This window comes from Ferrimonas sp. YIN67 (assembly GCF_057219095.1).
Genome location: NZ_JBXVVJ010000002.1, coordinates 499,250 through 525,640, shown reverse-complemented (window position 1 = coordinate 525,640; position 26,391 = coordinate 499,250). Strand labels below are relative to the sequence as shown.

General features: G+C 57.5%; 21 protein-coding genes. 11 read left to right on the top strand and 10 right to left on the bottom strand.

Going from position 1 to position 26,391, the window contains the following annotated elements:
• Nucleotides 1-21 precede the first annotated feature (21 nt).
• From AC2D8U_RS06030 to AC2D8U_RS06015, 4 genes are all read right to left on the bottom strand, one after another.
• A complete protein-coding gene (locus AC2D8U_RS06030; protein ID WP_484618149.1) occupies nt 22-630 on the bottom strand; it encodes a transglycosylase SLT domain-containing protein in 609 nt (202 codons plus the stop codon).
• 195 nt (nt 631-825) lie between these two features.
• Nucleotides 826-1,260: a hypothetical protein gene (locus tag AC2D8U_RS06025; protein WP_484618148.1), complete on the bottom strand. Its 435-nt coding sequence runs from the start codon at nt 1,258-1,260 to the stop codon at nt 826-828.
• Nucleotides 1,261-1,350: 90 nt separating this feature from the next.
• Nucleotides 1,351-3,201 carry an oligoendopeptidase F gene (pepF, locus tag AC2D8U_RS06020; protein ID WP_484618147.1) on the bottom strand — a complete coding sequence of 617 codons (1,851 nt, stop codon included), beginning with the start codon at nt 3,199-3,201 and terminating at the stop codon, nt 1,351-1,353.
• A 72-nt stretch (nt 3,202-3,273) separates the two neighbouring features.
• On the bottom strand, nt 3,274-3,801 hold the full coding sequence (locus AC2D8U_RS06015) for a YgjV family protein (RefSeq protein WP_484618146.1): 528 nt from the start codon (nt 3,799-3,801) through the stop codon (nt 3,274-3,276).
• Between the two features lie 305 nt (nt 3,802-4,106).
• On the opposite strand from AC2D8U_RS06015, the gene AC2D8U_RS06010 reads away from it, so the two are divergent.
• Nucleotides 4,107-5,204 (top strand): methyl-accepting chemotaxis protein, encoded by a 1,098-nt coding sequence (locus AC2D8U_RS06010; RefSeq protein ID WP_484618145.1) that lies wholly within the window; start codon nt 4,107-4,109, stop codon nt 5,202-5,204.
• Nucleotides 5,205-5,281: 77 nt separating this feature from the next.
• Here the strand turns inward: AC2D8U_RS06010 and AC2D8U_RS06005 are convergent, their stop codons facing one another.
• A complete protein-coding gene (locus AC2D8U_RS06005) occupies nt 5,282-6,445 on the bottom strand; it encodes an iron-containing alcohol dehydrogenase (protein WP_484618144.1) in 1,164 nt (387 codons plus the stop codon).
• Between the two features lie 819 nt (nt 6,446-7,264).
• Here AC2D8U_RS06005 and AC2D8U_RS06000 point away from each other — a divergent pair.
• The 5 genes from AC2D8U_RS06000 (at nt 7,265) to AC2D8U_RS05980 (ending at nt 10,530) form a co-directional block, all read left to right on the top strand.
• Nucleotides 7,265-7,435, top strand: coding sequence for a hypothetical protein (locus tag AC2D8U_RS06000; protein WP_484618143.1), 171 nt, complete (start codon nt 7,265-7,267; stop codon nt 7,433-7,435).
• Nucleotides 7,436-7,695: 260 nt separating this feature from the next.
• Nucleotides 7,696-8,334, top strand: coding sequence for a GTP cyclohydrolase I FolE (gene folE / locus AC2D8U_RS05995; RefSeq protein ID WP_484618142.1), 639 nt, complete (start codon nt 7,696-7,698; stop codon nt 8,332-8,334).
• 214 nt (nt 8,335-8,548) lie between these two features.
• Nucleotides 8,549-9,415 (top strand): hypothetical protein, encoded by an 867-nt coding sequence (locus tag AC2D8U_RS05990; RefSeq protein ID WP_484618141.1) that lies wholly within the window; start codon nt 8,549-8,551, stop codon nt 9,413-9,415.
• Nucleotides 9,416-9,664: 249 nt separating this feature from the next.
• Nucleotides 9,665-10,204 (top strand): carboxymuconolactone decarboxylase family protein, encoded by a 540-nt coding sequence (locus tag AC2D8U_RS05985; RefSeq protein WP_484618140.1) that lies wholly within the window; start codon nt 9,665-9,667, stop codon nt 10,202-10,204.
• Between the two features lie 14 nt (nt 10,205-10,218).
• The gene (locus AC2D8U_RS05980) at nt 10,219-10,530 is read left to right on the top strand and encodes a DUF6665 family protein (protein ID WP_484618139.1); all 312 of its coding nucleotides are present in this window, start codon (nt 10,219-10,221) and stop codon (nt 10,528-10,530) included.
• A gap of 13 nt (nt 10,531-10,543) precedes the next feature.
• Here AC2D8U_RS05980 and AC2D8U_RS05975 read toward each other — a convergent pair whose 3' ends face one another.
• Nucleotides 10,544-11,749 (bottom strand): benzoate/H(+) symporter BenE family transporter, encoded by a 1,206-nt coding sequence (locus tag AC2D8U_RS05975; RefSeq protein ID WP_484618138.1) that lies wholly within the window; start codon nt 11,747-11,749, stop codon nt 10,544-10,546.
• A 156-nt stretch (nt 11,750-11,905) separates the two neighbouring features.
• Here AC2D8U_RS05975 and AC2D8U_RS05970 point away from each other — a divergent pair, with 156 nt between their 5' ends.
• A complete protein-coding gene (locus AC2D8U_RS05970) occupies nt 11,906-12,448 on the top strand; it encodes a helix-turn-helix domain-containing protein (protein WP_484618137.1) in 543 nt (180 codons plus the stop codon).
• 37 nt (nt 12,449-12,485) lie between these two features.
• Here the strand turns inward: AC2D8U_RS05970 and AC2D8U_RS05965 are convergent, their stop codons facing one another.
• A complete protein-coding gene (locus AC2D8U_RS05965; RefSeq protein ID WP_484618136.1) occupies nt 12,486-12,818 on the bottom strand; it encodes a DUF6482 family protein in 333 nt (110 codons plus the stop codon).
• Nucleotides 12,819-12,880: 62 nt separating this feature from the next.
• Nucleotides 12,881-13,543, bottom strand: a complete 663-nt coding sequence (locus AC2D8U_RS05960; RefSeq protein ID WP_484618135.1) for a CAP domain-containing protein — start codon at nt 13,541-13,543, stop codon at nt 12,881-12,883.
• 858 nt (nt 13,544-14,401) lie between these two features.
• Here AC2D8U_RS05960 and AC2D8U_RS05955 point away from each other — a divergent pair.
• A complete protein-coding gene (locus AC2D8U_RS05955; protein WP_484618134.1) occupies nt 14,402-15,241 on the top strand; it encodes an aldo/keto reductase in 840 nt (279 codons plus the stop codon).
• A 147-nt stretch (nt 15,242-15,388) separates the two neighbouring features.
• On the opposite strand, the gene AC2D8U_RS05950 is transcribed toward AC2D8U_RS05955, so the two are convergent.
• Together AC2D8U_RS05950 and AC2D8U_RS05945 are read right to left on the bottom strand one after the other, a co-directional pair.
• Nucleotides 15,389-16,738, bottom strand: a complete 1,350-nt coding sequence (locus AC2D8U_RS05950) for a ferredoxin reductase family protein (RefSeq protein ID WP_484618133.1) — start codon at nt 16,736-16,738, stop codon at nt 15,389-15,391.
• Nucleotides 16,739-17,149: 411 nt separating this feature from the next.
• Nucleotides 17,150-19,264 carry a TonB-dependent siderophore receptor gene (locus tag AC2D8U_RS05945; protein ID WP_484618132.1) on the bottom strand — a complete coding sequence of 705 codons (2,115 nt, stop codon included), beginning with the start codon at nt 19,262-19,264 and terminating at the stop codon, nt 17,150-17,152.
• 354 nt (nt 19,265-19,618) lie between these two features.
• Here AC2D8U_RS05945 and AC2D8U_RS05940 point away from each other — a divergent pair, with 354 nt between their 5' ends.
• From AC2D8U_RS05940 to AC2D8U_RS05930, 3 genes are all read left to right on the top strand, one after another.
• Nucleotides 19,619-20,131, top strand: a complete 513-nt coding sequence (locus AC2D8U_RS05940) for an MgtC/SapB family protein (RefSeq protein ID WP_484618131.1) — start codon at nt 19,619-19,621, stop codon at nt 20,129-20,131.
• A 118-nt stretch (nt 20,132-20,249) separates the two neighbouring features.
• Nucleotides 20,250-24,122 carry an ATP-dependent RNA helicase HrpA gene (gene hrpA / locus AC2D8U_RS05935; protein ID WP_484618130.1) on the top strand — a complete coding sequence of 1,291 codons (3,873 nt, stop codon included), beginning with the start codon at nt 20,250-20,252 and terminating at the stop codon, nt 24,120-24,122.
• 177 nt (nt 24,123-24,299) lie between these two features.
• A complete protein-coding gene (locus AC2D8U_RS05930; RefSeq protein WP_484618129.1) occupies nt 24,300-26,318 on the top strand; it encodes a CHASE3 domain-containing protein in 2,019 nt (672 codons plus the stop codon).
• The last annotated feature ends 73 nt before the right edge of the window (nt 26,319-26,391 follow it).

Genomic DNA, 26,391 nt, shown 5'->3' with positions numbered 1-26,391 from the left:
GCTCGCAGCGTGACAAGCCGATCACCACAGATCGGCCAGGTAGATCTCGTTGAGATCCTGGTTGGGATCGGCCAGCACATTGTCGTAGACCGACAGGGCGTTGGACATCTTGGCCAGATAACGGCTCGCTGCTGCCTGTCCATGTCTTGGATTTCGCCGCAAGGTGCCTGGGCCAACGTTGTAATTGGACAGGGCACAGGCGTAGGGGGCGGTATCCTGCGCGCAGAAACGGTTTTTATAGTGTTTTAAAACCAGTCCGGCGCATAGCACATTGGTGCGCGGCTCATGGACATCCCCACAGGACTCTTCCCATACCCGGGGCATGATCTGTGCCGGGCCTACGGCCCCCACAACGGAGACCACATCGTCGCGGAAATGACTTTCCGTATGGATCAATGCTGCGAGGAGTTCCTTGGGCACATTGGCATAAGAGGCTGATTCCAGGATGTACGCACTGAACCGATAAGCGGTACCATCGGTGAGGCGATAGGCTTCCTGTAACCGGTGGGCATAGTCCCGGACTTCGTCCTGAAACTTAACCGTGCTGGCATCAAATGGCGGCAGTTCGAGGGATGTACGCACAGGTATGTATGCCTTGTTATGGGCATACAGGCTTGCGGTCATGATCATCAGGCATCCGGTGCCGACACTGCAGAGAGTAGTTCGAGTCAAATCCATGACGCCAATATGCCAGACCCTTGACATGATGGCCCGTAATTTCTGAGTAAGGATGTTCAAATTTACTCAGACATTTCCGTGTTTTACCACCAAATCAACCTCGCCAACAAACTGGTAACCCTCCTTACGCGGATGAAACGGTTTCGCTCAGCCGTTTGGATCGTCCTCCAGGGCATTGGCGGCAAGGCAGACATCGAGCCAGCCCGGAGTACGCTGGTGGCTGTTTTTGTAGAGAGATTTGGCCTTACCCGGATGATGTCGGACCCACTGACACAGGCCGGCAAAGGCGGGACTGCCGAGGAAGTCTCCCCCCGAACTGACTTCGCTTGGTGAGGTGCGCATCGGCAAGCCAAAATGGGCGGCGAGCTGCAGGATCTGCTCTTCGTCCAGGGCGCTTAGCGGGATGCTTTGATGCGGACCGTAGAGTCTCCAGCCCGGACTGATGGGATCGCCATAATGAAGCTCGGCGTCACCGATGGCGATACCCGCCCCCCCCACCTGTTTGATGTGGGGACCGTCGTGGCTCAGAGAGCCCTCGAATTGCAGTGGGCCCAGGCTGACCAGATAATAACGCATGGACATACAACGGATCCTCCATGCCAGCGCTTTGCTGTAAGTGTAGCCGTGTCGCGGCCGTCCCGTGTGTACGGCCGCGTTGGTCATGGCTTGAGATTACTGGCGATCCAGGATCGTTTCCATCCGGTCCATTAAGCTTTCCATTCGCCGGATCAGGGCTTCGTAGGGAGCTGGAGTGGCCAGATCGACCCCGGCGGCGCGGACCAGTTCATAGGGGTAGTCCTTACTGCCTGCCTTGAGCAGCGTCAGGTAACGATCATAGGCGGCTTGGTCACCACTGAGCACCTGCTCGGCAAACTGGGCCGAAGCGGCGATGGAAGTCGCATATTGGTAGACGTAGAAGTTGTAATAAAAGTGGGGAATGTAGGACCACTCCACGCCGTACTTCTCCTCGATGGTCATGACGCCTGAATCGTGGCCGTGATAGCGCCGCTGCAGATCCAAAAAGGTATTGTTAAGCAGATCTTCGGATAGGGGCTTGCCGGATTCAACCGCCTGGTGAATGGCCAACTCGAACTCGGCAAACAGGGTCTGACGGAAGTAGGTGCCACGGATCCGATCCAGGGCTTGGCCGAGGTAAAACAGGCGTTCATTGTCACTCTGGGCATTGGCCAGCACATATTCGGTTAACAGATGTTCCTGAAAGGTCGAGGCGATCTCGGCGACGAAGGTGGCGTAGCCCGAGGTCGGGTAGGGCTGGGTCTCATTGCTGTAAACCGAGTGGATGGCGTGTCCCCATTCGTGGGTGAGGGTGGAGACGGAGCCGAAATCGTCGTTGTAGTTCATCAGTACATAGGGGTGGACATCGTAGGCCCGGCCACTCATGTAGGCACCCGCACGCTTGCCGTCCTTGGGATAGGTATCCATCCAACGATCGGCCAATCCGGTAGCGATACGGGACTGGTAATCGCTGCCCATGGGGGCCAGGGATGCCATCATCAGATCGATCCCGGTCTCAATGGGAAAGGTTAATTCGGTGCTGACCACCGGGGCATAGATATCCACATAGGACTGATCATCAAGCTGCAGCATTCGGGCCCGAAGCGACAGGTAGCGCTGGAAGGTTTCCAGGTTTGCGTTGGTGGTTTCGACCAACTGGTGGTAGACCCGAACCGGGATCTTGTTATCGGCCAGGGCCGCCTGCAGCGCCGAGTCATGGTGGCGTGCCCGAGCTTCGAAAACATGACCGCTGATCTGGGTATTGAGCAGCGAAGCCAGGGTCCGTTTATAACCTTCCAGAGAGCCGAAGAAGGTATCGAAGGTGCGTTGCCGCGTGACACGATCATCGCTGGCACGATAACGGCTGTAAGCCGAGGGATTGAGGACGATCTCTTCCCCTTCGATGCGGATCTTGTCCCAGGGCAGGTCCGCGTTAGTCAGGGTTGAGAAGCTGGCAAAGGGCCCGGCACTGAGTACGGCACTGCCGGCCAGCAGGGATTCTCCTTCCTGGCTCAGGGTATGGGGCTGGTCGGCCAGGATCCGCTCAAGGGCAAACTGATAGTCCACCAAGGTTGGCTCGTTTTTGAGCAAGGCTTGGACGCGTGTGTCTCCCAAGGCAATGATTTCTGGGCGGATGTAGGCGCTGACCTGATTAAAATGCGCACTGAGGATCCTCATCTCGCTGCGGCGCGCCGTATTGGCACCATGGCGCAGATCGGTATCGGCATTGAGGTTGGCGTAGATCGCCAGGCGTGCCAGGGCCTTACGTTGCTCATACCAGAGCGGTAAAACCTGAGCCAAGACACCGGGCTGTGCCAGTTGTCCTTGGAATTGAGCGAGTCGGTCGAGTTGGGTTTCCAGATTGTGTTTATCCTGCTGCCAGGCATCGGAGTTGGCATACAGTGGGGTGAGATCCCAGTCATGGTTGGCCGGGTAGGGTGCGGTTTGAGCACAAGCGAGATTCGTGAAGGTAACGCTAGCCAGTAGGGCAAGGGTCTTTAACTGCATTCCAAGATCCTTTTGTGATTATTTTGAGTTGACCCTTAACGTTATCACTACAAATGACTCATAAACAGAATCTTATGCCCCGTGTGTGACCTGTGTAGACGGCTTTGTACCTGGCTGGATGAGGGTAGAAAGCAACATGGCCAGGGTAACCAGTTGATACAGGATCCCGGACCAGGAGAGCAGGGTGATTGACAGGGTAAGGTTGAGCAGGTTCGTGACGATCAAGCCCAGGCGAAGCTGATCTCCCTTAACCAGAAAGAGCAGATAACTGGACAGCATGGCCGCGAGCACGACGCACCACTCGGCCCAGTGCTGAGCGAGGAATAGGCCTTGCAGCAAGGCGATCAGGGCGAAGAGCAGGGCAAGGCTCACCGCACCTTGGCGATAGCGGCTGGCCAGCGCGAACCGTCCTGCATTGACCAGTTGGTTACTCATCCCCAGGGCACTGCCGAGCATTCCCAGATGGAGGGCGGTCAGGCTCGCGGCGATCAGGTTGCCACGCATCAGCCGATGATCCTCCTTTTGACCGTTTGCCCACCAGCCCACAGCCATGGAGACGATCCCCAGGAGCTGGGCAAACAGGAACAATGTATCGGTCATCACAGGGTCTCGGCGAGGCAAAAGGCGTCATTGTCTTTTTTTTCGCCACGTTTGCTGTGAAGGAGGTCCAATTGCAGGCTTTGTATGTGTCCGTGTGGTGAAACTGTGAACTGGACAAGGGAAGGCTGACGCTGCGGGTGATCAGGGTCACGGCACCCTACCCAGTGGCCTTGGGGCTGAAACTCTGGGAAAGACGCCGGATAATTGAGCGGGCGTCATGACGGGACTCTCACTTTTTTCTTTCGTTTAACCGCACTTCCGGTTGCATGGTTATATTGAAATGCCCTGGTCGAACGAATAATTGTATGTTTTCTAAGAGTAAAAGAGAGCTTGAAGCGCTTGGGCAACGGCACCGTCAGCTTCAGGATGAATATCTTGCTCAACAGCAGGAATTGAAATCACTGTATCGCCAGCTGGAACAGGCAAAAGCGGCCCACTCGATGCAGCATGATCGCGACGAGAGTGAGAATCGCTCCCGCCTGGCGCTGTTGTTGCGCAGCTTTGCCGGGATAGGAGCTGTGAGGCAAACGGTGGCCGAGCTCTCTTCAAGTATGATCGGGCAGAGAGATCAAGTGACCGAATCGGCAGGGTTGTATGATCAATCGACCCAGGTGTTGGTTCATATCGGTGAAGAGGTACAAAGGGTGGCCGCTCATGCCCAGGAAAGCCTGGATAGCCTCAGTCAGCTCAAAGAGGTCGCGGCACAGATTGCTCAATTTGTTGCCATCATCGGCAATATCTCGGAGCAGACTAATTTACTGGCCCTCAATGCGGCCATCGAAGCGGCCCGTGCTGGAGAGCAGGGACGGGGTTTTGCGGTGGTCGCCGGGGAAGTGCGGGTCTTGGCGGAGCGAGCTCATGAGGCCAGCAGTGAGATCGCCACTCTGGTGGGGCGGATCGAACAGGAAACGCAATCGACCGATCTCCACTTGGCTGATACCCACGCCATCTGTGCTCAACTCTGCCGGGAAGCCGATGAAGGATTGCAGGCGGTCAAAGATGCTCTGCTCCTGTCAAAGGCGATGCACAGTAGCATCAGCAATAATGCCGAACTGGGGTTTATCGAGACGGTGAAGATGGATCACCTGGCCTGGAAGGCGAGCATCTATAAGGCGGCGGTTTCCGGTGAGGGGCGCCTCGATGAGTTTGCCGATCACACCCTGTGCCGCCTCGGTCAGTGGTATTACCAGGGGGAGGGCGCGCAACGTCATGGGGAGAGTCGAGTTTTTCGTGAACTCGAAGCGCCCCATAAAGCCGTCCATACCAATGGGCTGGCGGCCCTGCAAGCGACACGTGAAGAGGACGATGCGGCGACAGAGCTGTTTGTCGCCATGGAGAATGCGTCCGACGAGGTGATGATCTGCCTGGATCGCTTGGCTCGTGAGCGCTTAGTGCGCAAATAAGGGATCCCAACGGCTGAGGGATCCGGGATAGAACAGGAAAAAACCCGCACTTGAGTGCGGGTTTTTGCTATCTGGATTCAAGCTACCTGTTGGGCCAGCGGGCCGTAGAAGGCTTGGCGGTAGATCGCCTTAACATCGGCAACCTTGGGTTGGCCTGGGTTGGTGAGGGTACAAGGATCGTCGAAGGCGTTCTGACTCATGCGATCGAGTACGGATTCGAAATGATCTGAACAGAAGTTGACTTCATCGCATTGCTGGAAGGTGGCCGGGATGTCAAGTTGCGCATTGAGATCGCGGATCGCCTGGGCGATGTCCTTAATCCCTAGTGTGGCTTCCAATTGGCTGTACTTGTCGCTGAATTGGCGATTGAAGTCGATGATGTAGGGCATCAGGATGGCGTTTGCCAGGCCATGGGTGACACCGAATTCGCCCCCGATCTTATGGGCCAGGGAGTGGACCAGTCCCAGGGAGGCATTGGTAAAGGCCATGCCGGCGAGGGCAGAGGCGTTGTGCATCTGAGTCCGAGCATCCATGTCATCGCCCTGTTCAAAGGCCTTGGGCAGATAGGTCAGCACCAGCTTGATCGCTTCGGTGGCGTAGGGATCGGTAAAGCTGGTGGCGGCGGTGGAAGCCAGGGCTTCGATGGCGTGGCACATCACATCCATGCCGGTGTGGGCGGTGATGTGTGGCGGCATTTTGGCCGGTAGGGCCGGATCCAAGATGGCGATGTCGGGCACCATGTCGGCCGCAACAATGGGGTATTTGATGTGATTTTCTACGTCGGTGATCACGGAAAAAGCGGTGATCTCGGAGGCAGTGCCACTGGTGGAGGGGATGGCAACAAACCGGGCTTTGTTCCTTAGGGGGGGCATGGCGCCCACTTCGATGATCTCTTCAAACTTCAATTCCGGGTGCTCATAGAAGCACCACATCACCTTGGCGGCATCCAGCGCCGACCCACCACCGATCGCGACAATCCAATCAGGTTCGAACGCCTGCATCGCCTTGGCGCCGCGCAAGACGGTTTCCACCGATGGGTTGGGCTCAACGCCGTCGATCAAGATGGATTCGATCCCGGCCTGCTTCAACAGTTTGGCGGCCTGATCGAGGAAGCCAAATCGTTTCATCGAATTGCCGCCGGTCACGATGGCAGCTTTATTCCCTTTTAACTTACTCAATTCAGTCAGAGAACCTTCACCGTAATAGATATTGCGTGGAATGGAGAACCCCATAGTACTCATAGTTACTTCCTTTTTAATTAACCCGCTCTGCCAGTATTAGTAACCCTTTATTCATTGAAAAAGAGTGACGCAGCTCATTGATCTAAAAGGTCTCGCGCTATTGGTGTAAGCAACTGGATCGGCTCGTCTTTTTTGATGAAATCTGTGACCGCATGCGAGTTTTATCGCTTGTCGTCTCGCTGTTGTTGCTCGTGTCTCAATTAATGGCCAGTGGTTTAAATATTTTTTCGAACATCAGGGAAATAAATGAAAATGTATTTTTTGCGGGCCGGACATTTGTGACCCTACAGGCGGTTTGAGTAAAGGAAGCACAGAATGAAAGAATATTTCATCGTGACTCGTCGCTTGGCCTTGCGGACCACGATCCGTGTAAGTTGATGCGTTCGAACTCGGTCTTTTTATGATGAGAAAGGGGCTTCCTCTCAAACGCTTGCCTGTATCACTTGAGGTGAGTAGAGCCCAGATCATGGGATGACAAGCAAATTGACCTTTCTTTGCCAAGCAGAGGATCCTGCGGCCCCGAGGCGTATGGCGACAGGATCTTGTCATGTCGGACTGTCGAGGATGAAGGAGCCACTACTGTTTCTGTAAAGGTGGTGGATTTCTTTTACAGTGCAGCGAGTTAGAGTCGTTCCTCTGGTGATTGTGTGGTTGTGCAACTCAATCAATGTGGCTAACCTTTTATTAACGCGCGCGCAACCTTCCTCTGAGGCATCGCGGAAGAACGGGCTTGAGGGTGGCTCAAGGGGTGCGCCGGAGTTGATGACGCCGCTCGACACAATCTGTGGTTGGCAAAGCTGTAAACTTAGGGGTAACAGAATGAATATAAAAGATATTGTCGCAATCCTGATCACCATAGCCGTTGGACTGGCTGTCTACTTGTCCATCAAGGCTGACGGGATCACAAATTGGCCCTACGTGATCCTTGGGATCCTGGTGATTGGTTTGGTAATGCTGGGTGCGTTGGGTCGAGAGAGCAACAATAACTGAGGTGTATGCGGGAAGGCTCCCCGTTTAGGGGCCAGTCGAGGGATCTCCGCCTTCCTGGCCTATGGCGTCTGAGCCCTATGCCAGATCACAGAGCGGATCCGCTCGGTTGATGGAATGGCTTCGATGGCGGTCGGGCAACCTGGTTTAAAGGAACAACTAAGTTAATTGTTTGATGTTAAAGCGTCGCTTTGTTGGGGCCATGCTCATTTCTACTACACTCATCCGATGCTGTCCTGATCTCGACGAAACAGGAGACTCGTATGCTGTCACCACACGCGATCGAAGTCCGCAGCGCCCTTGAGGCGGCCGGGCTAGAAACGCCCATGCTGGGATCCTCAATGACGGATGACCAAAAGAGACAGGCTATTGCTCAGCATATGGCAGCGATCATGGATGTTTTGGGCCTGGATCGGGCAGACGATAGTCTGTCGGAGACGCCCAAACGGATAGCGAAAATGTATGTGGATGAGATCTTTCGAGGCCTGGATTATGGCGGCTTTCCAACAGTGGCCTTGATCGATAACAAGATGCGCGTCGATGAGATGATCACCGTCTCGGATATTGATGTGACCAGTACCTGTGAACATCACTTTATTACCATCGATGGCAGAGCTAAGGTTGCCTACTTACCCAAGGAAAAATTGATAGGCCTTTCTAAGATTAACCGTATTGTCCGTTTTTTTGCCCAGCGTCCTCAAGTTCAGGAGCGACTCACAAGGCAGGTTCTTGTGTCGTTTCAAACCCTCTTGGGGACGGATAATGTCGCAGTCTCCATCGACGCCACCCATTATTGCGTCAAGGCCAGAGGGATCATGGATACCAACTCCCATACCACGACGACGGCCTTGGGCGGGGTCTTTCGTACCGATCCCAGTACTCGGGCAGAATTTCTTCGTTAGCTATGCTGTGCCACGCCTGCTCCTGCTCTGTGTCTCAGGTTTTTTCGTCACAGGGGACGGATCAGGGATCGCAAGACATAGGTCAAGCCTGGATGATTTTTGCTCAGTTGTGAGCGCTGAAGGTCAATCCAATGCACAGTTCTGTGGTTAGGACTTGGTGAATGCCAATCGATATTTTATCGTAGCGACAAATTTTTTTTCTGTGTTTTGAAATATGTGGCCTCTACTTTTGGCACTGCTAACACCAACCTCAGGTGATGGGATCCTGAGTTATCTGGATGCTGATGGCAAAACGCTCTTGGACCCGGCCCAAGCCCGGATCATCCGTGTGGAAGACGATACCGGTTATGGTCGAGAGTACGATCTCGACCATGTGTTGCTACGGGAAGGACGCCTCGTCGACGGCAAGCAGGAAGGGCTGTTTACCTACTATTTCCCTTCGGGGGCACGTAAGGGCGTTAAGTATTTCGATGCTGATCTTAAGGTGGGCCTCTGGCAGTGGTGGTATGAAGACGGTCAACTGAAGGAGGAGGGGCGTTGGCAACGCTTCACTGACAAGCAAGGCAAGTCCAGAGAACGATTTGTGATCGAAAATTTCTGGGGACCGGATGGGCACTTATGGTTGAGCCAGGGCACAGGACGATACGAGAGTCATAACGATCTTGGCGTACGCATACAAAGCGGACAATACAGGGATGGCCAACGTCACGGTGAATGGACCCAGTATGCCGAAGATGGCCGGATTTTGTATCGTGAACTCTATGAACTCGGTGAATTTGTTGTCGGCTGGTCCGTGCGTGAGGGGGGCAGCACCCGATATCAGCAGATCCGCTCAACTCCCCGGCCGCCAACCAGTTGGGAGCAGCATTTGAGCCAATTTCGTGGGGACCAGCCTGAGCCCGTCGAAGTGCGGTTGATGATCGAGGCCGATGGCAGCATCAGCGATATGACCATCTTGTCGGCACCCGACCACAAGTTGGCTCAGCTCAAGCGGGCACTGGAGCAAAGCCCAAATTGGTTTCCTGCCTTGTTACGGGGAAGGGCGGTCAGCCAGTCATTGCGCGTAGAGCTGGTGCTGTAAGCTTCGGTTTAAGTGAAACGAGACTCAAGCCCATCCGGAGGGATGGTGAGTCGCTTGGGTGATGGTGCTCAGACTCAGGATGGAATGAGAGGGATAGCCCAGAGGAAGGGATAGGGGGCCGTGCTCTATGATGGGCTCTCGTTTGACCGAAGTTGGGGCTGTTGACTGGCACTATGGGGCAAAGCCTGCCACCTTCACAGGGACCGCAATGCACAGGCGGTCCCTTTTAGTCTTTAAGGGATGGCAGCAATGAAACCTTTTACTCTCTTCACCGTGGCAACGGCCCCCAAGGACAGTCAACCCCTGCTGGCCCAGTCCCAAAGCGATTACGGTATGGTGCCCAACCTGCACGGCGTGATGGCACGCTCGCCGGCTTTGCTGGAAGCCTACCAGCACCTCCATCGTTTGTTTATGGCAACCCGTTTTAACGACACGGAAAGAACCGTGATCTGGCAAACGGTGAACACAGAACATGCCTGCCATTACTGCAAACCGGCTCATACGGCGATCGCTTATCAGATGGGCGTGGACGAGGGGGTGATCCTGGCGCTGAAAGAGGCGAAGCCTCTGGCGGATCCCAAACTCCAACTGCTGCGGGATACCACCCATGCCATGGTGCATCAGCGGGGCGTGCTGAGTGAAACCCAGATCGAGACCTTCCTGGCTGCCGGGTACGATCAGCAACACCTGCTTGAGCTGTTGCTTGGGGTGTGTCAAAAAGTGATGAGTAACTATACCAATCATCTGGCTCAAACACCTATCGATGAGCCGTTCATGCCCTACGTCTGAATTTGGGAGTGATCATGTCTATTCGGGGGATGCGCCAGCAGCAACAGCAGGGGATTGAGCGTCAGTTGATGAGGGAGCAAAGCAGTGCCCTGGGGGAAGCCGGTGAGGCGTTGCGCCGGGCGATCGATCATTTTGACTCCATGGCCGGGGCCAAGGGGCGACACAGGGAAGCCCTGCTGGATGAGATTGCCGAAAAGTGCTGGGAGTTGCAGCTGCAGCGCGAGTTTGTTGGTTTTGCCAGTGGCAATCTGGAGTTTATCGTCGCGCAGTACAATCCGCCGAAAGAGGCCCTGGCACGCATGGGGCGACCGAGGGCCAAGGGTTAGTGCCGACACCAGGCTATTTGCCACTTCTTCCTGCTAACGGCGTGGTTAGCGGCTGGGGCTCGGCGCGCCGCTGGGGACCATGAAGCACGCCGCGGATCAGCAGTCCGGCGAGCAGACCCCAAAGCGGAGCACCGAGGCCCAGCCACTGGACCCCGGAAGCGGTCAGCAACAGGGTGATCAGCGCGGCTTCCTGATCTTCGCTCATGGCCCGCTGCAGACTGGATTGCAGTGTGCCCAACAGAGCCAGGCCTGCCAGCAGTTGCACCACCACAGTGGGAAAAGCCATAAACAGGGTGGCGACCGTCATGCCAAACAGGCCGGCAACCAGATAGAAAATACCGGCTGCCACGGCGGCACGATAGCGCTGCTCCCGTTGCTCTCCTGCTGCGTCGGTCATACAGATGGCGGCGGTGATCGCCGCCAGGTTGCAGCTGAATCCGCCCAGGGGGGCAAACAGCAGATTCAAGGCGCCACTGCCCTGCAGTAACCGGTCGGCCCGGGCGTGAAAGCCATGGGCTCTGAGCACCGCGATGCCGGGCAGGTTTTGCGACACCATGGTGATCAGGTAAAGGGGCAGGGCGATCCCCAGTGCGGCGGACCAGGAGAAGGCGGGGGGCTGCCACACCGGGGTGGCCAGAGACCAGGACAGGGTGTGCCATGACAGCTCCCCCAGGGTGAGGGTGGCCGTGATGGCGCTACAAAGCAGCAGCAGACCCAGGTAGCGGGCGCAGAAACGACGACCGATCAGGTATAAGGCGAGCATGCCGACGCACAGGGGAGCGGAATCCGCCAACGGGGTAAAGATCCCCAGGCCAAAATCCAACAGGATCCCGGCCAACATGGCGGCAGAGAGGGAGGCGGGCACCCGCTCGATCATCCGTGCCAGAGGGCGGAGGGTGCCTGTGATCAGGATCAGCAGGGCGCTCAAGATAAAGGCCCCAATCGCATCGGCCAGTTGATAGCCCTCCAGGGCCGTCAGCAGGAGTGCCGCACCGGGTGTGGACCAGGCCAGCATCACCGGCTGCTTGTACCTCAGTGATAAACCGATCCCGCCGATCCCCATGCACAGCCCCAGGGCCAGCAGCCAGCTGCTGATCTGGGCGGTGGTGGCATCAAGGGTTTGCGCTGCCTGGATCACCAGCACCACACTGCTGCTGTAGCCTACGACCACGGCCGTCAACCCGGCCACCCAATGGCTCGTTTGCCACGCTCCTTTCATTTGATGCATCCTTTTAAAACAGGTTGTGCGCTATAGCGCACAGGCTGGGGTGTCAGTTTGTGCGTTATAACGTACAATGTCAATGTACCGATGGGAGTGAGACGCTTCGGCGCCTTAAGCTGCAGCAACACAGGTGTTGATTGAGAGGAGAGTGGAATGAGTCAGGGGTTCAGTGAACGGGTTGGAAAGCGTCTAAAGGCGATGCGCTCGCAGCGGGGTTGGAGCCTGGACCGAACGGCTCAGGCCACCGGTGTCTCCAAGGCGATGCTGGGGCAGATCGAGCGGGGAGAATCGAGCCCGACCATTGCCACCCTGTGGAAGATCGCCACCGGCCTGGCCTGCTCCTATACCGCCTTTTTCGTTGATCGCACCGCTCCGTTTGACGCCGAGGAGGCTTTTCCCCGGGATCCCAACATGCAGGTGGAAGCGCTGTTGCCGTTTGCCGCAGATACCGGATTGGAGCTGTTGGCCATCACCCTGAGCCCGGGCCATCGTCAGTTATCTGAGCCTCATCAGCAGGGCGTGATCGAGCATGTGATCCTGATCAGCGGGGAGCTGTCGGTTCTGTTTGATGGGCAGTGGCATCCACTTAAGGCCGGCGAGGCGCTGAGATTCAATGCGGATCAGCCCCATGGTTATCATGCTGCTGCGGGCAAAGTCCGATTTCATAATGTGATCCACTACCCGCTTATGGCGTGAGGGGGACTGGCTATCCCCCAGCACCCCATTACAGCCCTTAGCGATGGAGCCCTTGGTTTTGAGTGGGAAAGGGCAGCAGCTTACATTGGTGAAGGTGCAGCTCCAGGGTGTTGGGTTCCTGGCGCACAGGCTGACCGATCATCTCGTCAAAGGGGCTGTCTTGCAGCAGCCTGAGTTGGCGGATCTCGATCCCACTGAGCCAGGTTTGAAATTGGCCCAGACTGTGGCCGATCAGAGAGCGATGATCGTCGGTTCTCAGCAGATGGGACTGACCCTTGATGATGGCCACGGCGTGGTAGAGGGGACCTCCGAGGGAGCGAATATCGATTTGATCTATGGGAGCGAGGGCTTTGAGTTGTTCTAACGTCATCGGCTGGACCTCTCTTTTTGCTGTCAGCCGAGCTTAGCAAAGGATCCCATGGCTGGCGGCTATCACTCGACAAATTCAGTGGTGAACACTTGTACGCACAGGGCGCCGTAGCTCGGGTGGGGGCCATAGGCGATCCCTACGTAACGGTGATCTGGGTTGAGGATCTGTGTGCGGTGGCCCCGATCCTTGACACCATCGTCAATCAGTAAAGACATGACCGCATGGCGTGCCACCATCCTTTCGGCTTTGCCATAGAAGAGGTTTTCACCGGCAAGCCCCGTCCAGTGACCCTGGCGATCGATCCGTACCTGCGGGGTAGAGCCGTCCGTACCCAGGTGCCCTACCTGGTTGTGCTGGGCTTGATCCCTGAGGTGCTCGCGAGCGGCAAGGACCAAGCCATAACGGGGGATCAGGGCGCCCATGGGGGATGTTTCCTGCACAACGTGGATCGCTTCCTCAAGCGCCCTTGATCCCTCCTGAGTGTCGACCACATGGGTCCGATCGGCGCGTTCAATAAACCAGGGCGGTGCCCAGATCTGTTTGTCTCGGTAGTAGGGGCGCATGGGGATCAGAACGGCTTTGGCATAGCGATCCGGCTCGGTGCGGACAAAGTTAAGTTCGGCGAGGATCTCGGTTTCTACGGTTGTCAGGGTAATTGTGGGGGCCGACGCCTGGGCGGGGGAGGTGGTAAGGAGCAGGGCGAACAGCAAGCGTAGAGTCGGCATAGGGACACCTGACGAAAAAGGCGATGAGAGAAAGCATAGCGGCACCGGGCGCTGGGTGAGCCACAAGGGTGAAGGAGTGTCGAGGAGCCCTGGTTCAATGAGCGGCGCTGCCGGGTTCTAAATGGCGGTTGTTACATCTGCTCCTTTATTAACGGGCGGCTGCGGTGCTTGGTTCTTAGGTTCCGGGTTCCGGGTTCCGGGTACTAGGACCTAAGAGCGCAGATCCCCAAAACCCGGGAAGACTAACCGCTCGTCGGGTGTCGCACAATTGGGAACGAGTATTGAGTCGAGTCGGTTGGTATGTTCGTCCCTTTTCAGAGATCTCGAGTCGACTTTGTGGATCTGTGCGATGAGCGCCGTCGCCATGTCAGGTTGCGGCGCATCGACGCCTTTCGTCATGTCCATATCGATACGCGCCCTGATCTACGCCAAAAGGCTGTCCACAGGGGCAAACGGCTTGCAGCGATCTCGAACCAGTCTCTTGGTTCCTTGCCCTGATCGTTACCGTAATGTCAGGTTACGGCGCATCGACGCCTTTCGTCATGTCCACCTGGGTACGCGTCCTGCTCTACGCCAAGAGGCCGTGCGCAGGGGGTTCAAAGGGGCCGGTTCATTGAATGCCCATCAGCGGCTCTCATCCAGGCTTAACACCCTTATAGCTTAGCTAGTTTCTAGGAGGGCCTTGATACCGGCGGCGGGGAGCGCCGCTCGCTCAGGTGTTTCAGTCATAGCGGTGGGTGTGATCGGCTCTCATTTGCACCACATCCAGTTCAATGCCTCGACTTTGTTAATATTTTCACTTACAAGTCATGTTGTTAGGTTATCATCGAGCCAATGACAACAGGGAGAGGTTTTAAGATGGAAGCGGTGTGCTTGCCCAGTGGTAATAGGATCCCGAGACTGGGGTTGGGGACTTGGCATATGGGGGAAGATCCCCGTACTCGTCAACAGGAGATCAATGCCCTTCGTCAGGGGATCGAGTATGGCGCCAGGCTGATCGATACCGCCGAGATGTATGGCGAGGGGGAGGCGGAGCGGATCGTCGGCAGTGCGATGCAAGGGTATCGCGACCGGATCTACCTGGTGAGCAAGTTTTATCCCTATCACGCATCACGATCTCAGTTGATCCGCACCTGTGAGGCGTCTCTGCGCCGACTCGGTACGGACTACCTGGATCTCTACCTGTTGCACTGGAGCAGCTCGGTGCCCTTTGAGGAGATCCTCGAAGGCCTGCTCACCCTAAAGGCGCAGGGCAAGATCCGGGATTATGGCGTGAGCAATCTCGACATCGACGAGATGAAACCCTTTTGCCAGGCCGATGGTGATCAGCAGTGCGCGGTGAATCAGGTGCTCTACAACCTGGCCCATAGAGAGACCGAGTGGGCATTGAAACCCTTTTGTGATGACCGTGGGATCGCCACCATGGCGTACTGTCCGCTGGATGAGGGGGCATTGTTGCACCATCCACTGCTGGGGGAGCTGGCCGACGAGCATGGCAGGACACCAGCCCAGATCGCCCTGGCCTGGCTGTTGGCGCAGGAACGGGTGATCGCCATTCCGAAATCTTCTCGTATCGAGCGGGTGAAGGAGAACCTGGATGCGGCGACTCTTACCTTGAGTCGAGACGATCTGGCACGACTCGATGCGGCCTTTCCGCCCCCGGCCAGTGCCCGTGCGGCTCGATTGGCGATCCGCTGAGTTTGATAGCCCGAGATCTCTCTGAGCTGGGGCTCAGTGATGGGTGAAGCAGACGTTTAAGCCCGGACCCAAGAGAGCGGCGTCGAGTTTGCACCGTCGGTGCCGATGACCGCTCCCGTTCAGTGGGAGCGGTGCCGTGGAAAAAGATCACCGCATCTCAAACAACTCTTGATGGAAGTCGACGGCATGGCGCTGCTTGTGCAGTGCGGCTTTTAGAGCGAGCCCCAGGGCCGTTGGTCCGCAGAACCAGAAAGCCACGTCCTGCCAGTCCTGTACCACGGCATCGAGATCCGCCAGATCCAGTCGCCCACGTTGTGTCGTATCCACGATGACCAGGGTGATATTGGCCGCATCCGCCAGGGCCTGAAGCTTGGCCAGGGTGTCTCCATGGGGGGCTCGGGTGCTGAAAAACAGGGTGATATCCCGTGACTGGTGAGATTTGGGCTGATGATGGGCCAGTGCCTCCAGGCGGGCGGTAAATGCGGCCAGGCCGATCCCTCCGGCGATCCAGATCTGCTGCCGGGCGCCGTGATCAAAGTGAAACTGACCATAGGGTCCCTCCACCGTCACACACCGGCCGGTCAGGGCCCCGGACTGGGCCTGGGCCAGCAGGTTCTGAGTATGATCCCCCAGGGCCTTGATGGTAAATCGGATCCTGCCATCACCGCGATCCTGTGAAGCCAGGGTGTAGGGGTGGGGCGCTTCGTCGTCAAAACCCAGGTAGGCAAACTGCCCCGCCTTGTGTCCCGGCCATTGGCCCTGGGTGTCGATGGTGAGGGACACCACTTTCTCCTCGCTGTCGATCTCAGCCTGGCTTACCCGGCCGGCAACACGACGGTGGTGACCGATCCGGCCAAACAGGCTGCACAGTGCTGCGAGGCTACCGGCCAAGATCAGCAGTGCCATCATCAGGCCGCTCGGGGTCTGCCATTGATCAAAGCGCAGCAGCACGATGGAGTGGAAGACAAACACCAGGTAGGTGGCAGCGACCAGCTTGTGGCTGTAGCGAAACAGGCCGTAGCGGATGCGCTTAAGCAGGGACAGGGCCAGCAGTCCGATCAGAAGGTAGAAGGCCCACTCACCGGCGATCTCCGCCAGTTTTCTCTGTGAACGCAGTAGGGCTTCGATACTGGCGGGATCCAGTTCGGGTCGTGGACCCCGCTGTGGCCGCTCGAGAATGCCCCAGCCCACCAGGTATTTGGTGCCTTTGGCCCAATACCAGTGGAGGGCGCCGACGACCAGTGTGGCGATCCCCAGCCACTTGTGCAGGCGGTAGGCTTTATCCAGGCCAGCGGTTAGGCGTTCCACCAGTGGCAGGCGCAGGGCCAGTACCATGGCGACGCTCATTATGGCCATCAGCAGCACGCCTGAGTACTGCACCGTGTAGTAGCGAATGGAGAAATAGCCGGGTTTCAGTCCGCCCAGATCCATGGAGATCAGCCAGAGGGCGGTGACGGCCAGGAGCAGGCCAAACAGGGTAAGACGAATAGGACGCATGGTGCCAAGCCTTAAGGTTGATATTGATCCCGAGCGCCGAGCAACCGGCGCGCGGTGGATTCGAAGTGTTTTCAGAATACGCTTTTTAAGTCAGCAAGTTATCAGTGACATGTCGACAGATGGTTCCCTAGGGTCTGTTGACCTTTCGTGATGGTTTTTGCAGCTGTTTGCTGGTGATTTAGGCAAGGTGGAGGGCGCGAAGTTGAGTGGGCCTCAAGAAGTGGCCGACAACGCTGAATAAATCGCCAGCAAGCGCTGCCCTGTGGGTTCGTCCAAAGGCGCTTTACTCTTTGTTGAGCACTCTTTGCTTAGCCCACTAGGCGTCATCGTACTCGCCGCGATTAAAGCGCCTTTGGCTCGAACAAAAGTTAACCACGAAAGGTCAACAGACCCTAGGTTACAAGCCTTGTATTAGAAGCTCAGGGTGGCCGCTGCGCGCAGGTTACGCCCTTCGCCCAGGCTGACATCGCTGTAGCTGCCTCCTGCCAGGTAGTGGGTATCCAGCAGGTTTTCCAGGTTGAGCCGCAGGCTGAGTTCGCTGCCGCCCAGGCGGGTACGATAGGAGGCACCGGCATCCAGACGGAGATAGCCCTCTTTGATCATGGCGTTGGGGGCGGCAATGGACTGGTCGTTCTGCACCACCTCGCCCAGGTTGGCATAGCGATCGCCTTCGTAGATCAGGCCCAGGTTCAGGGCAAAGCCTTCGCTCACCTGGTAGCGCGACCAGAGGCTGGCGCTCCACTCCGGTGCATCGATGGGGATCAGCCCCTGATACTCGTCATGTTCGATGTACTTGGCGTCCAGGTACATCATGGAGCTCATCACGAACCATTGCTCGGCCAACCGGCCCTGAGCCGCCAACTCCAATCCGCGATGGCGCTGTTTGCCACCCTGGGTGGTAACGGTGTCAAACTCGGGATCATCCGGCAGGGTTTGGCTCAGGGTAAAGCCGCTCTTCTCAATATTGAACAGGGCCCCGGTGAGCAGCAAGCGTCCATTGGAGAGCTCCCATTTGCCCCCCAGCTCCCAGGAGCGCGCCAGCTCCGGATCCAGATCCAGGCCAAAGTTGGCGTCGGCTTGATCGGTGATCGCACCCTGGGGCTCAAAGCTTTCGGCATAGTTGACATAGAGGCTGGCATCGGGGTGGGGATGGAAGATCACACCGGCCCGGGGCAGAAACGCCTGGTTGTCGCCGCCAGCCTCTTCTTTACTCATCCTGTCGTAGCGTCCTCCCAGTAGCAGTTGCCAGTGATCGCCCAGGGTGATCAGATCCTGCAGGTAGATGCCGTAGTACTGATACTCTGTTGCTGGCCCCTTGTCGATCCGGTGAAAATCGAGGTCGGGTCGTTGACTCACCGGCGTACCAACCGTGACCCTGGTCCAGCTACCGGTATCGCGGCGGGTTTGGTAGAAGTACTCCAGGGCATTGGCACCGATCAGCAGTTGATGCTGAAGCCCGCCGAGCTGCACTTGGCCGGTGAGATCGGCGTAGTAGGTGGTGAACCGCCAGTCATCCTCCCGATCAAAGGCGCGATATTGATAGCTTTGCGTGTCGGCCTCGTACCGTTCGTAGCTGGGGGATGAATCGAAGCGCTGACGGTAGAAGTTTTGCTGGTTGTAACCTGTGTGCAGATCCCAGTGATCCCCCAGGTAGAGGGTGAGATCCAGGCCATAGTTATCGATCTCGTTATCGGTAAAGGACCAGGGCATGTCCCAGATCTGACGGTCATCGCCGATCACCTTGCCCTCGCCATCGAGCCAGGCACCCCGATCGATCCCGGCTTTGTCCTGAGTGCGGTCGGCATGGACGGCGACCTGCCCCCATGAGCCCAGATCGGCCTCCAGATTGAGATACCCCAGAAAGCGGTCACGCTCGTTATGCTCACCGTCCTGATAGCGGCGCCAGTAGCGACTGTCCTGCTTTACCAGCACGGTGCGATAGCGCAGGGCGCCCTGCTCATCGAGCCGGCCCCCCCCGTCAAGCTGGTAGCGGGTCCCGCCCTGATCGTCGATGTCGGCCGCCAGGGATAAGGATCTCTGATGGGTTGGCTTCTTGGTGACCATATTGACGAGCCCGCCGGGCGCGGACTGACCATAGAGCATGGAGGAGGGGCCTTTCAGTACCTCGATCCGATCCAGGGTCTCCATCGGCTGCACATAGTGGGACCAGTGCTGGTGACCATTGCGCAGGTAGCCGTTGCCGGAGTTGAGCTCAAAGCCACGCAGGTTAAACACCTCCCGGTTCCATTTGCGGGAGCCGGCGGTGATGGAAGCATCGTTGCCCAGGACTTCACCCAGGGTGGTGGCCAATTGTTCATCGATGACGATCTCCGGGATCACCGAGACCGATTGCGGTGTGCTCAGCAGAGGAATGTCGCCCCGCAGGGCGCCGCTGGCGTTATCGGGTTTGTAGTCGTCAAACGACTGGCCGCGTACCGTCAGCGTTTCGATCGGTGCTGCCGCCAGGACCATGGGGCTGCTGAGCAGGGTGATCAGGGTAATGGCGACGGAGTGGGGGTACAGCATGGAAGCGCCCTCTCAAATGGGAATGATAGTCAGTTGCACAAGTTGGTCGCCAAGTTAATTGAGAATGATTCTTAATGCAATCCATTGTTCATGGCCGTGTTCAGGTAGAAAGGGCTGAAAAGTCAGAACAAATTGGGTCATGTTTGCTGATCCAAGGCATTAAACGATTGAGGTTGAGGGGAGCTGCGCCATTTTCTGGTGCGGATCGATCGGGGCCTGGGAAGTGAAAATGTCGATCCAGATCACACTTATTGAGGGGGTTTGGATCGGAAACCGGCTGAAATGGCGCCTTTGAACCGGCAAAAACGTGTCAACCGGCATAGCCTTACACAATAAACTCAGGCGGGAGCATGGATGGACATTGAGACGATCGCCGGGGCCATTACCCCTTTTGCCTGGCAAGATCTGCTGACGGCCCTGTTGTGCGGAGGGCTGGTGGGATTTGAGCGTCAGTCCCGGGGGAAAGCGGTGGGGATCCGTACCTCGGCCCTGGTGGTACTGGGCACCCACTGGTTTATGGTGGCGGCAATCGCAGTGAGCGGCCCGGCGACGGATCCTTCTCGGATCGTCGGTCAGGTGGTGACGGGGATCGGCTTTCTCGGTGCTGGGGTCATGATGACCCGTAAGGGCGAGGTCCACGGTTTGACCACGGCGGCCACCATCTGGGCGTTGGCGGCCATCGGCGTGTGCCTCACTGTGTTTAGCCCGGCTGTGGCGATCAGCCTGTCGCTGATCCTGGTGGCGGTCCTCTGGGGCGTTGATCTGTTGGAGATCCTGTCAAATCGAGTACGTGGTGGGGTGTTGTCCCGGTTTGCCGCATTGAAGCAGCATCTGACGAACCCCTCCAACGAGTCAAAGGACGATTAGTACCGGCTCGGCCGATTCAGTGCGGTAAAAAGTAGTCAGCCGATGGGGATCCCCTTAACCTGGCGGCCTGAGCCTGATAGGATCCGCCGGTTAACAAGAAGACTGACAGGATCCCGCCTTGAGCAACGCCAATCCCTTTTCCCCCCAAGAGCTTGTCCACTGTATGGCGAGCGATGCGGCGACCATTCGCAAGCGCCTTGCCGGCATGAAGAAGATCAAGGACGTCGACAAACGGTCCGCCATCACCGAGCAGCTGGTTGCGCTAAAGGAGCAAAGCCAGCAGCGGGTGGCCCAGCGCACCATCGATCTGCCGAAGATCGTCTATCCGGATCTGCCGGTGTCAGAGCGTCGCGAGGAGATCGCCGAGGCGATCGCTAACCATCAGGTGGTGATCGTGGCCGGCGAAACCGGTTCGGGGAAGACCACCCAGCTGCCCAAGATCTGCATGGAGCTGGGGCGGGGCACCCGGGGGATCATTGGGCACACCCAGCCGCGGCGTCTGGCGGCCCGGGCGGTAGCCAGCCGGGTGGCCGAGGAGCTGCAGTCCGAGTTGGGCCAGCATGTCGGCTTTAAGGTGCGCTTTGCCGATAAGACCTCAAAAGAGAGCTACGTCAAGTTGATGACCGACGGGATCCTGCTGGCGGAGATCCAGCACGACCGTTGGTTGGATCAGTACGATACCCTGATCATCGATGAGGCCCACGAACGCAGCCTTAACATCGATTTTATTCTGGGCTACCTCAAGGAGTTGCTGCCCCGGCGGCCGGATCTTAAGGTGGTGATCACCTCGGCAACCATTGATGTCGATCGCTTCTCCCGTCACTTCGACGGGGCGCCGGTGATCGAGGTTTCCGGCCGAACCTACCCGGTGGAACAGCGTTATCTGCCTCTGGTGCGTGATGACGGACCTGACATGGATCTCATGGAGGGCATTTTTGCCGCGGTGGATGAACTGTGTGCCGAAGGGCCGGGGGATATCCTCATCTTTATGAACGGCGAACGGGAGATCCGCGATGCCGCCGATGCCCTGAGCCGTCGCAACCTGCGGGATACGGAGATCTTGCCTCTGTATGCCCGTTTGTCCCACAGCGAGCAGGCGCGGATCTTCTCCGGTCACGCCGGCCGGCGTATCGTGCTCTCCACCAACGTGGCCGAGACCTCGCTGACGGTGCCGGGCATTAAATATGTGATCGATCCCGGGACCGCGAGGATCAGCCGTTACAGCTACCGCACCAAGGTGCAGCGTCTGCCCATTGAGCCGGTGTCCCAGGCCAGCGCCAACCAGCGCGCGGGCCGTTGTGGCCGGGTCTCCGAAGGGATCTGTATCCGCCTCTACTCCGAGGAGGATTACCTGGGTCGACCCGAGTTTACCGATCCGGAGATCCTGCGCACGAACCTGGGCTCGGTGATCCTGCAGATGCTCAACCTGGGGCTCGGCGATATTGCTGCCTTCCCCTTCGTCCAGCCGCCGGATAACCGCCATATCAACGATGGCATGAACCTGCTGGTGGAGCTGGGTGCCATCACGGTGCACAAGGGGCTGCCGAAGATGACCAAGTCGGGTCGTCAACTGGCTCGCCTGCCCATCGATCCCCGCCTGGCACGCATGGTGCTGGAGGCCAAGGGGCAGGGCTGTGTCAACGAGGTGATGGTGATCGTCTCGGCCCTCTCCATCCAGGATCCCCGGGAGCGTCCCATGGATCGCCAGCAGGCATCGGATGAGAAACACAGCCGGTTCGTCGACAAGGACTCGGATTTCATCGCCTACCTGAACCTGTGGGATTACCTGAGGGAGCAGCAGAAGGCGCTCTCCTCCAGTGCCTTCCGGCGCCTGTGCAAGAGCGAGTTCCTCAACTACATGAGGGTGAGGGAGTGGCAGGATCTCTACTCGCAAATTCGCCAGAGCCTGAACGATCTCGATATCCACATCAGCCTGGGTGAGCGGGCGGGATACGATCAGATCCACCAGGCACTGCTGTCCGGGTTGCTGTCCCACATCGGCCAGAAGGAGGCGGATGGCAGCTTCAAGGGTGCCCGCAACGCCAAGTTTTACGTCTTCCCGGGCTCCAAGCTGGCCAAGAAGCCGCCCAAGTGGCTGATGGCCGCCGAGCTGACCGAAACCAGCCGGCTGTTTGCCCGCACCGTGGCCAAGATCAACCCGGACTGGGTGGAGTCGCTGGCGGGCCATCTGGTGAAGAAGAGCCACAGCGAGCCGCACTGGGAGAAGAAACCTGGCTCTGTGGTGGCCTCCGAGCAGGTGAGCCTGTTTGGCCTGATCATCGTCCCCGGCCGCAAGGTGCAGTTCGGGCCCATCGATCCCATCGAGTCCCGCCAGATCTTCCTGCGCGAAGCCCTGGTGAACGGTGAGCTGGGCCTGAATGAGCCCTTCCTCAAGCGCAATATGGATTTGCTGGACGAGGTCGAGACGTTGGAGCACAAGTCCCGTCGCCGCGATATTCTGGTGGACGATGAGATCCTGCGCGCCTTCTATGACGAGCGGGTGGGTGAGGGCGTCTATACCCGCCAGTTGTTCCAGGGCTGGTGGAACAAGGCCAAGCGTGAGAACCGGGATCTGCTCGACTTCACCAAGTCGGAGCTGATGAAACGGGACGCAGACCATATCGGCGAGCAGGACTTCCCGGATTTTTGGACCCAGCAGGGCATAACTCTGCCGCTCTCCTACCAGTTTGAGCCGACGGCCGAGGACGATGGTGTCTCCCTGCACCTGCCTATCGCCCTGCTTAACCAGTTCGAGCCACAGGGGTTTGACTATCTGGTGCCGGGCCTGCGCCATGAGTTGGTGGTGGCATTGATCAAAACCCTGCCCAAGGCGCTGCGCCGACAGTTTGTTCCGGCGCCCAATTATGCCTCGGCGGCGCTGGCCAATATCACGCCGTTTGAAATGCCCCTGCTCGAGGCCCTGTGCAAGCAGTTTTTGCGCATGTCCGGCACCAAGTTGACGCCGGAGGACTTTGTCCTGTCGGATCTTCCCCGCCACCTGGTGTTCAACTTTAAGGTGGAGGACGACAAAGGCAAGGTGCTGGCCCAGGGGCGGGATCTTTTGGCACTGAAGGAGTCCCTCAAGGGCAAGGTTAAGCAGGTGATCGCCAAGGTGGCGGACTCAGGCATTGAGCAGTCGGGCCTGACCGACTGGACCCTGGGTGACTTGCCACAAAGCTATGAGCAAAAGCGTGGTGCCTACACCGTCAAGGCGTACCCGGCCCTGGTGGACGAGGGGGAGAGCGTGGCGGTGAAGCTGTTTGACAGCGAAGAGAAGGCGGTGGGTGCCAACCGTGCCGGCCTGCGTAAGCTGCTGCTGATCAACGTCCCCAATCCGGTGAAATACCTGCAGCAGAAACTGCCCAACAAGTCCAAGCTGGCGATGTATTTCAACCCCTTTGGTCGGGTCGACCTGCTGATCGCCGACTGCATCGATGCGGGGATCGATCAGATCCTGGCGACGCATCATTTGGGCGTGTCCAATGAGCAGAGTTTCGTCGCGGCCCGGGAGCGAGTGCGGGCGGATCTGGGCGATACCGTGGTGGCGATTGGCACCAAGGTGGAAGCGGTGCTGACCGCCTGGGGCGCCATTAAGAAGCGGCTCAAGGGCAAGATCACCCTGGATATGGCTTTTGCCCTGTCGGATGTTCAGGCTCACCTGGATCGCCTGGTCTACAAGGGCTTCGTGGCTGATACCGGTTGGGACAAGTTGGACGATTTAGTGCGCTACCTGAAAGCCGTGGAGCGACGTCTGGAGAAACTGCCGGCGGATCCTCAACGGGATAAGCTGCAACTGCTGAAGATCCAGAAGGTCGAACAAGCCTATCAGGAGGCGCTGAAAAAAGTGCCCAAAGGTCAGTCGGTGCCCGAGGCGCTGACGGAGATCCGCTGGATGCTCGAGGAGTACCGGGTCTCCTGTTTTGCCCAGACGCTGGGGACCAAGTATCCCATCTCGGATAAGCGGATCCTGAACGCCTTGAAGGCGCTGTAGGACACAGTCCGCTTTGATACAAGTAAAAGGAAGCCTGTTGGCTTCCTTTTTTGATGATTGAGAGAGACGGTTTTTGGAAAAATCATCTAAGGCACACCATGCTTAGTCTTGCTTGGTTTGTTCTGAACCTCACGGTCTAAACCGCGCTCAACGGCGAAACACAAGGATGGGTTTCCTATGTTTTCTTTCAAGGATCTGCGTTTTAGTATCAAATTGGCCATAGGTTATGGTGCGATTCTCCTGTTAACGGCTGCTATTGCCGTCATCGTCTACTTCGAAGTGCAACGTATGATCGAATCTTCTCGTTGGGTGAACCACACCTATGAGGTGATCCGTGTGGCTGAAGGAGCCGGGGCCGCCATGGTGGATATGGAAACCGGACAACGGGGCTATATGCTTACCGGCGATGAGAGTTACCTGGAACCCTATCGACGGGGTGAGCGACAATTTGACGACCAAGTCGTACGAGGCGCTCGGCTTACGACGGACAATCCGCAACAGGTGGCCCGTTGGGAAGAGATCCGCAGATTGAAGGCACGCTGGGTGCAAGAGGTGGCTGAGCAGGAGATGGCATTGCGGCGCGAAGTCACTCTGGGAGCGGAGGCTCAGTCCCATTTTCGTCAGATCTCGTCGAGGACGTTGGGAAAGACATTATTTGATGAGATCCGCCAACGATTGAATACGTTGGAAAGCCCCCTGGAGAAAGGCAGTGAGGCCCACTGGTTGATGAGCCAATTGACTCTCGAACTGGTGAACATTGAAACCGGACAGAGAGGGTTTCTGCTGACCGGAAAGGAGGCGTCTTTGGAGCCCTTCCATCGGGGACAAGCGGCGTTTGAACGCGTGCGAACCCGACTGCAAGGCATGGCTGTAATCGAGTCGGATGGCTTGGAGCAATTGAATCTGCTGGTGCAACGCTGGCTTGAAGAGGCCGCCAAGCCGGAGATTGAAGCGCGCCGGGCGGTGAACGAGCATCCTACCACCATTGAGGATCTGGCGTTGATGGTTCGTTCGGGCCAGGGTAAGCGCTTGATGGATCAGATCCGCAGTCAGCTCAATGACTTGGTTTCAATGGAAGAGACACTGATCAGCCAGAGGGTCGAGGCACAACACGCCTCGGCAGAGCACACTCTCTATTTCTCGATGCTCAGTACTCTATTGGCGATCGGTTTTGGTGCCGGGATAGGTTTTTGGGTAACCCGCAGTGTGGTGGGGCCCCTGAAACAGGCCAGTAGCGTGATTGCCGGGATCGCTCAGGGAGATTTGACTCGAAGAACCCAGCTGTCCCATCAGGATGAAATCGGGCAGATGGGCTGCAGTGTCGACGCATTCGTTGGGGCTTTGCAGGGTAAGATGGAGCAGATCAACGACTCCAGTGTGCAATTGAGCAATGCATCGGAACAGATGGCGGCCGTAACGGAGCAAACCAGTCGTTGCATGACAGAGCAGCAGGCGGCCACGGAACAGGTCGCATCGGCGGTTAATGAGATGGCGTCAACGGCACGGGAGGTCTCTCGTAATGCAATCGAGGCCAATAATGCGGCAGAGTCTGCCGATCAGGAGGCATTGGGGGGCCAAGAGGTGGTTGCCAATACCATTTCGGCCATTGAAGATCTGGCCAATGAGGTGGAGGGATCCTGTCAGGTTATCGAGCAACTGCGTCATGATGGTGAAAACATTGGCACCGTCCTGGATGTGATCAAGGGGATCGCAGAGCAAACTAACCTGTTGGCGCTCAATGCGGCAATCGAGGCGGCTCGGGCGGGCGAGCAGGGGCGGGGCTTTGCGGTGGTAGCGGATGAAGTCCGGACGTTGGCGATGAAAACGCAGAGCTCGACGAAGGAGATCGAAGCCCTTATTGATGCGTTGCAAAGCGGTGCGGCGCGTTCAGTCGCCGTGATGGAACATAGCCGTGATAATGCGAGGACGACGGTCGCTCAGGCGCAAAAAGCGGGCATTCGACTCGAGGCCATTACCAGCAAGGTCAGTTGCATCCTGCAGATGAATACTCAGATAGCGACGGCGGCCGAGCAGCAGAGCATGGCCGTGGAAGAGATAAATCGAAGCGTGGTTAACATTCAGCATATCTGTGAGCAGACCAACGAGGGAGCCAGACAAAGTGCCGCTGCCAGTCGCAAGGTGTCAGAGCTTGGAGGAGGGCTGAAAGCCTTGGTTGAGCAGTTTAGGCTGAGTTGAAGTGGCCGTCGATCCGGGCTGCGATGATTGCAGTGGCTGAGGCGAGGAAGTTAAGGGTTTCTCGGCGGCTTAA